We start from the raw sequence: 7,707 nt of genomic DNA on the forward strand, positions 1-7,707 counted from the left end.
ATTATTTTAATATTTCTTTTTAAATACTACTATATATTATCACAAACCAAATATTATAAGTAGACCCTTATTAAATAAAAATAACTTTAGATTTTTGTTCATATGAATTTTTTAAAAATTTTACTATAGACTTTTAAAAGTATTATCTAAATACATAAAAATCCCAAGCTCAAGGGCTTGGGATAATTTGTCTAATTATTTAATTACTGAAAATAAAACTTTAGCTGCTTCTTCTGCAGTTTTTTCTGTTTTTTCAACAATCTTCTCATCTTTAACTTCTTTATTTTCTTTCTTTTCAGCTACTTCTTCTTTAGAATCTTTTCCTAAAATTTCTTCCATTTCCTTTTTAATTTGGTCTTGGTATTTTTTTAGAAGTTCTGGATTTTTATCAAGATCTTCTTTTGCTGCAAGAACTTTTTCTAATTCTTCACCCTTGTAGCTATCTTTAAGCATCTTTACAATTTCTTCATCTTTTTGACCAGATGATTTCATAGAAGCAATCATTTTATAATTATCTTCTTTTTCAATTTCTGCTAATTTATCTGCAAGTTCTTTTTCTGTGATGTTAAAAATATCAACTATTGGCATTCCTTCGTTTGCATCGTATTTAACTTTATAACCAAAAGCTTCGGATACAAATCTTACTGGAATATAAGTTTTGTCATTGATAATAGTTGCTGGTGAATCAAGTTTGACTTCTTTTCCATTTACAAGAGCCTTATTTGCTCCAACTGTAAGAATAACTTTATCATTATCTTTAGTTACAGTTACAGTTTTATCTTTTCCGTTCCAATCAACTTTAGCGCCAATTTTTTCATAGAAAGTACGAGCTGCAAGCATAGTTCTATCATTTATAATCTTTGGAAGAGCATCTGCATCTTCAAAAGTAATGTCTTCGCCATTTACTCTTACAGTAACTACATCCATTTTTGGCATTACTAAACTCGTGTATTCTTCTAAAGTTAATTTTTTAACTGAAGTAGGGAAGTTAATTTTTACATTTTCATCTTTAATTGTTTCAACATTTCCCTTAACAGAAACTTTTATAGAATCAGCAAAATTAAAGTTAACACCAATTTCTTGTGTATATTTATTTTCTCCGAAAGTGCTCTTTTCAGAAATGCTAGATCCCTTAACAGTTTCTTTAATTTCATTAGCAGCTTTCTTTAAATCTTCTGCTTTGTAATTTTTATTAAGTTCTTTGAAATCTTTCTTTTCTTCATCAGTTACTGGAATACCAGCTTTATCAATAATTGTAAGTAAATTAGTTGAAACAGCATCCCAATTCTTCATAACTCCATCAGATGCCTTAATAAATTCATCGATGATTTGATCACTAGTTGCATTTAAAGTATAAGTATTTCCTTCAACTTTGTAGTCAATTCCTTGTTTTACGTCTTTAAAAGCAATATTCATTAACTTTAACAAATCAGTCTTAAATTCTTCAGAACTAAAATATTTTGTGGCTTTTGGAGAAAGACCATTTGCTTCGTCGGCAAATGAGATATAGTCTTCCTTGATGTCCTTTAATCCATTTCCAGCAATAGCAAAGATATCCTTTGATATAATAACTTCGTTGCCATTAACAAAGATATCCATTTTAATATTGTTAGGGAAGTCCTTGTTTAGACCTGTCAAATCTTCTTCTGACTTAGCTTGTTTAGCGACTACTTCTTTGAACTTTGAAAAGTCCATATTCATTAAAACATGAGCCTTGTCTTTTCCAATTTGTTCACCAGTCATTGTAACAGGGAAATTAATTTTAATTGTTTCTTTACTTTCAGGGTCCTTAACTTCTATATTATAGTCAAATTTTCCTGAAACCTTTGCTCCCTTCCAGTTTCCAACTTTTTCAGCTGCATCTAGGTAAGATGTAGTGTTTGCACTACAAGCACCAAGCGTAATTGCAGCTACTAATACAAGTAAAATAGTTAAAATTTTCTTTTTCATTATATACCTCCTATTTGTTTTGATTTTACTATGAATGAAAAGCTTTTGCAAATTAAAATATATTATATTTTTAGAATAACACTTTCATGATAATCTTTTAATTTACTTCAATTAAATATTTTCAGCTTTGATTTAAAGTTACTTTGAATTATTAAATTTTCAAAATCTTTTCAAAACATAAGTATTTTTAAGTGTATATATCTTATATTTACACTATAATTTATTTCTATCTATTTGTCAAGAATTTTTATAATTTTATTAAAAAGTTTTTTGAAATTGTTTTTATATTTAAGAACTCAAAAGATTAAAACAAAAAAAGACTCCTTTCGAGTCTCTTTAATATAAATGTTCAATTGTTATGTAACTATAGCTCTATATCTCTTAAATTAAGCATTCAACCTTTAGCAATAAGCTACTTTCAAATGAGATACTTTGCTACCTTTCCCTTGCGGGATAAATTAAAAATCTTCATTGGAATCACCTTTTCTTAGTTACCAATTTATTTTCATCAGCTAGCTTAATTATAGTATAGAGCATGAAAGTAATTTTGTCAATGTTTTCCTAAAAATTTTTTATCTTTTTTAAATTTACCTTTTGCTCGTCAATTTTTCCTTGATTTAAGGCATTGTTTACTTCAGTAACTACTTGATTTGCAGAGTTTAAAGAGCCAATTTTAACAATATAATTTTTGGAATCCTCTTTTCCCTTTATTATTATTTCATCATCTTTTGACTTAGAAATAGATTTCATCTTATCATAAGAGAAGTAATAATTTCCTATAACTAATCCTTGTTCATAGGATCCAACTACAGTTCCAAGGACATCATTGCCTTCTCTAAAGGAACGCTTCTTTGAAATTTCGTATATATCTGTTTCCTTTTCATCCTTTTTAAGAAATTTTCCATTTTGAAGATTGAATAAGAATAATAAAAATAATCCAATTATAACAAATGGACTTGCCAAATAATTTATTATTTTTACATTTCTCAAATATATTTGTTGTAAAAAATATATATTTACAAAAATCAAAAACCCTATATAAACAATTACATTGATAAAATAAGTTCTCTTTCTAATTTTTAATCCCGGCAGTTTTAAAATTTTGTTGAATTTTGACATAAAATCCGCTGTTGTCATTAAAAATAAGTAGTTTATAATTCCCCAAAATACAGAATACATAAAGCTTCCTTGACCTAACTCACTTTTTAGTCCTGAAACATGAAATCCAAATGGTATTATTATGGAAATTGCAAGAATTAAATTTTGTAATTTCTTATTCATTTCTACTCCCTTCTAAGTAAAATAATCTATAATGAGATTATTTTTCGTCGTATTTATTTAATTCGTATTTTTCTATTACAGATATTATTTTATCTGCATAATTAGGATCTGTTGCATATCCGCCTTCTTGAATATATTTTGCTGCTTCTTTGTAGTCTTTAGCAGTTTTAACCTTTTTGTATCTATTTGCCCTTGTAAGAAGTTTTGCGTAATGATTAAAGGAATCTCTTTTTGAAGAATATTTCTTAAAATTCTCCATGTACCTTCCACTTTCACCTTCCACATATTCTTCTGTTTCAAAAACTATGCCATCATCCTTTTTAACTGCTTTTATTCCAAAATAATTATTATACTCCTGTGAAAGCTGGGACTTTCCCCAATTGCTTTCAAGAATTGACTGTGCAATCATAACTGATGGAAAAAGCTTGTTTTTCTTTGCAATTCTTACCGCTAAATCTGCAGTCTCAGCAATATAAGTTTGTCTATAATTTAGTTCTTCCAAAGCTCTTTTTTCTGATGCTCTATTTATTAAAAAACTCATTACAAAAATAATGCCAAGAAAGATTAAAATAATCGTGAGACATCCACAACCAACTTTTTTAATTTTCATTTTTCACTTCTTCATAAAGTTTGCTTATTTTTTTATTTAATATTGGGTGAAAATAATTTGGAATTAGTTCATTCAAAGATTCCAAAACAAATTCACGCTCTGCAATATATGGATGTGGCACTATTAATTCGTCTGTAAAGTGAATTTCTCTATCTATTAATAAAATATCTAGATCAATTGTCCTTTCGCCCCATTTTTCATGTCTTACTCTTCCCAAATCAATTTCTATTTTTTGCAAAATATGAAGAAGGTCTAAGGGATCCTCGTAGGAATTTACCTTTACAACTGTATTTAAAAAGTCTCCCTGATCAGTTTTTCCCCAAGCTTTTGTTTCGATTATATTTGCTTTTTCTTTAATTTTAAGACCAGAATCTTCCATCATTTTAATGGCACTATTAATATACCCTTCTCTGTCGCCAAGGTTTGTACCAATTCCAATATAATAATTTCTTCTCTTTTTAGTGCATCTAACTGAAGCAGTGTCCAAGGGTAAATTTATTGGTGCCCATGGCTTTTTTATAGTTAAATCGACAGACTCTGCAATTTCATAATTTTCGAAAATAAATTTTGTTAATTTATAGGCAAGTGTCTCGATTAAATCTTCAGTTTCACTTGCAAATAGATCATATAACTCATGGGATAACTTTCCATAATCTATGGATTCATCCAAGTTTTTTTCTATTGCACATTTTCTAAAGCTAAGTCCTATCTCTGCACTTATTAAAAATTTTTGTCCAAGTTTTTTTTCTTCTCCAAAAAGTCCATGATTTGCATAAACTTCAAGATCATTTATCTTTATGAAATCCATAATTCTCCCATCAATATATTATTTCGTGATTTTTCTTTTGGAAACTCCAATTGCATTGTTCATAAGCAGGACATCTAAAACAAGGTCTTGATAATTTGTCTGCTCTATAAAAAATATTAAAAAATTCATCTTCTGATTTTTCTTTTTTCCTGTGGTAACTTATACAGTTTAAAATTCTTTCTTTATCTTCCTTAGAAAAATTTGTTAGTTTTAAAATTTCTTTTGCAATTGTAACTGATGCTAAGGCATGATTTATTCCTTCTTTTATTTCAAAAATACGACCTAAATCGTGCAACAGTGCAGTGGCATAAATCATATCTTTACAAACATCTACATTTTCCTCTAATTTTAAAATATAGCAAATTCTAGCGACTGATATAAAATGTTCGTAATTGTGTCTGCAAAAGAATCTATCACTTTCAAGATATTCAAGTTCCTTTAAATAGTCCTTATAAATTTTACTCTTTACAATTGTATTTGTTTCTTTTAAATATATATCTTCCATTAGAATTTAATTAATCTAAAAGCTTCTTGCTTTTGTTTTTCATCAGTTTCAAAAACTCCTCTAGAAACAGAAGTAACAGTTTTTGACCCTGGTTTTTTAACACCTCTCATATTCATGCACATATGCTCAGCCTCAATTACAACTAAAACTCCCTTTGGTTCAAGGTATTTCATCATTGCATCAGCTATTTCAATGCTAAGTCTTTCTTGTAATTGTGGTTTTTTTGCATAAGTTTCCACAGTCCTTGCTAATTTAGAAAGACCTGCAACTTTTTGATCTGGAATATATGCAATATGTGCTTTGCCATAGAAAGGTAGAAAGTGATGTTCGCACATCGAGAAAAAGTTTATATCTTTTACTACTACTATATTGTCCTCAGTAATTTCAAAAGTTTTTGATAAATGTTCTTCGGCAGTTTTACCTATACCTGCAAAAACTTCCTCATACATTCTTGCAATTCTAGCAGGAGTTTCAATTAAACCTTCTCTATTTTTATCTTCTCCTATGGCTTCGATTATCATTTCTACAGCTTTTTCTATTTTTTGTTTATCCATTATAATCTCCTCATAAATTTATTTGTAAAATTTATAAATTTTATTATAACACATTAGCGTTTATATTAATAATTAATACCGATAAATTGGCGATTATAATCTTATTAAAGATGTGCATTTCTCTTTAATTTACAATTTATTTATAATTTGATACAATATTTGCCGAGGTGTAAGATGAAGAAATTACTTCTATACTTATCTATTGCCATTATATTTTTAACATCGCCAATAAGTGCAATGGCTGAAAACAATCAGGCAGTAGAAAATTCAAGTTTAAATACAAATGAAAATTTGAATAATAACGGATCAAGTCAAGTTACAGATCCCTTAGCAATTAGAAATCAAAACTTTTTAGTACCGACAAAACAAGGTGTACAAAAAGCAAATCAATATGAAGCAGATAAAATAAAAAAATTAGAAGATGTTCCCCTAGAAGGACTTACAAAATCCTATCTACTTGGAGATTATAAATCAGGAAAGATTATAGAAGGCTATAACTTAGATGAAGTTCGTGCAATGGCATCAACTTCAAAATTAGTTTCTATATTCGTAGTGCTAGATAAAATAGAAGATGGAACAATTTCTTTAAATGACGAAGTAAAAATTGACCACGAAGTAGCATCACTTATGGGGTCTTCTTTCAAATTAAAAGAAGGCGACAATGTAAGCGTAGAAAAATTAATAGAGGCCTCTATGGTAGTATCTGGTAATGATGCTATAACAGCACTTGCAAAATATGTTGGAGGCACAACTGATGGTTTTGTAAAAATGATGAACAAAAAATGTGAGGATCTTGGACTAAAAAATGCCCTAATGGTCAACCCAACAGGACTTACAAATTATGAAATCACAGACTACAATAAGATGACCACTAGAGAAATGTTTAAACTAGCATCAGAACTATTAAAATACCACCCTGAGATTTTAAAATATACAACTATTGAAAAATTGGAAGAACCTGAAAGAAATTTTATCGAATATAACACAAACCCCGTACTTGGAATTGTGCCAGAAGTTGACGGACTAAAAACTGGATACACAAATGCAGCAGGAAGATGCGTAATTTTAACAGGACTTAAAAAAGGTGTAGACGAAAAATCTAAGGACATGAGGTTAATTTGTATTACAACTGGTTCCAATTCTGACTTTGAAAGATTTGTAGCTTGCAAAAGACTTATAACAAAAGGTTTTGAAGACTATGGTTATAACGACATAGGTGATACAAAAAAGGAAGTTAGAACCATAGAAGTTCTCAACTCTCAAGACGAAAATATCCCAGTTTACCAAAAGGAAGTGGGATATTTTCTCTCAAAAACTGACGAAAAATTTAAAGAAGTTGTAAGCATAGACGAAAACTTAAAAGCTCCTATTGAAAGAGGCTCCTCCGTCGGAAAAATTAGCTTTTACAAAGACGACAACTTAATTTATACAACAGATTTAATAGTTAAAGACAAAGTTTATGAAAGAGGAATTTTTAATAAATTCAAAAGAGTTTTTGAAGAAATATTTGTAAATATAGATAAAGCTGCTTAAAATTTTGAAAAATAAGCTTTTTAGTAATAAGGAATTTGTTAAAATTTTTAAATAAAAAATAATTTGACCTAAATTGCAATATCAAATTGAACTAACTCTCCCAAAGTATCAATAAGTCCTAAATTATTCAACTCTTCCACAAAAACCTCTAAAGGTGTTCGGTATTTTAAGATTTTCCTTGGTAAATTATTCATCCAATTCATTATTTTTATATAGTGGTCTTCACAATAGTCTAATAGTGATTTCCCCTTTGGCAGGAATCTTCTTATTAGACTATTGTGTTTTTCATTACTTCCTCTTTCTTGCGGGTTATTAGGATGGCAATAATATACATCACCAACATATTTTCTTTCTAGTTCTGTTAAACTAGCAAATTCTAATCCATTATCACTTGTTATACTTCTAAATATCGATGTGGAATCTTCTAATTTGCCAAGTAAGTTTTCTAAACTAGCATTAACTAATT

At 28.6% G+C, this 7,707-nt stretch carries 8 protein-coding genes; 1 reads left to right on the forward strand and 7 read right to left on the reverse strand.

Features of this window, described 5'->3' with window-relative positions; all coding sequences use genetic code 11:
- Positions 1 to 195 precede the first annotated feature (195 nt).
- The 6 genes from MR285_RS00805 to folE all read right to left on the reverse strand — a co-directional run bounded on the left by MR285_RS00805 (position 196) and on the right by folE (position 5,708).
- Positions 196 to 1,950 (reverse strand): stalk domain-containing protein, encoded by a 1,755-nt coding sequence (locus MR285_RS00805; protein ID WP_293557221.1) that lies wholly within the window; start codon positions 1,948 to 1,950, stop codon positions 196 to 198.
- Positions 1,951 to 2,511: 561 nt separating this feature from the next.
- Positions 2,512 to 3,231, reverse strand: coding sequence for a hypothetical protein (locus MR285_RS00810; protein ID WP_293557222.1), 720 nt, complete (start codon positions 3,229 to 3,231; stop codon positions 2,512 to 2,514).
- A gap of 37 nt (positions 3,232 to 3,268) precedes the next feature.
- Positions 3,269 to 3,841 (reverse strand): glycoside hydrolase family 73 protein, encoded by a 573-nt coding sequence (locus tag MR285_RS00815; RefSeq protein ID WP_293557223.1) that lies wholly within the window; start codon positions 3,839 to 3,841, stop codon positions 3,269 to 3,271.
- Entirely contained in the window at positions 3,831 to 4,649 is an 819-nt protein-coding gene (gene folK / locus MR285_RS00820; RefSeq protein ID WP_293557224.1) for a 2-amino-4-hydroxy-6-hydroxymethyldihydropteridine diphosphokinase, read from the reverse strand. Before folK ends, MR285_RS00815 begins: the two co-directional genes overlap by 11 nt.
- A gap of 10 nt (positions 4,650 to 4,659) precedes the next feature.
- Positions 4,660 to 5,154 carry an HD domain-containing protein gene (locus tag MR285_RS00825; protein ID WP_293557225.1) on the reverse strand — a complete coding sequence of 165 codons (495 nt, stop codon included), beginning with the start codon at positions 5,152 to 5,154 and terminating at the stop codon, positions 4,660 to 4,662.
- Positions 5,154 to 5,708: a GTP cyclohydrolase I FolE gene (gene folE / locus MR285_RS00830; protein ID WP_293557226.1), complete on the reverse strand. Its 555-nt coding sequence runs from the start codon at positions 5,706 to 5,708 to the stop codon at positions 5,154 to 5,156. Before folE ends, MR285_RS00825 begins: the two co-directional genes overlap by 1 nt.
- 174 nt (positions 5,709 to 5,882) lie before the next feature.
- Here folE and MR285_RS00835 point away from each other — a divergent pair, with 174 nt between their 5' ends.
- Positions 5,883 to 7,241: a D-alanyl-D-alanine carboxypeptidase family protein gene (locus MR285_RS00835; RefSeq protein WP_293557227.1), complete on the forward strand. Its 1,359-nt coding sequence runs from the start codon at positions 5,883 to 5,885 to the stop codon at positions 7,239 to 7,241.
- Between the two features lie 68 nt (positions 7,242 to 7,309).
- Here the strand turns inward: MR285_RS00835 and MR285_RS00840 are convergent.
- Positions 7,310 to 7,707, reverse strand: a 398-nt coding sequence (locus tag MR285_RS00840) for an IS30 family transposase (protein WP_293557228.1), incomplete at its 5' end; no start/stop codon positions are given.

The sequence above is a fragment of the Peptoniphilus sp. genome (assembly GCF_022767005.1).
Taxonomy (GTDB): Bacteria; Bacillota; Clostridia; order Tissierellales; family Peptoniphilaceae; genus Peptoniphilus_A.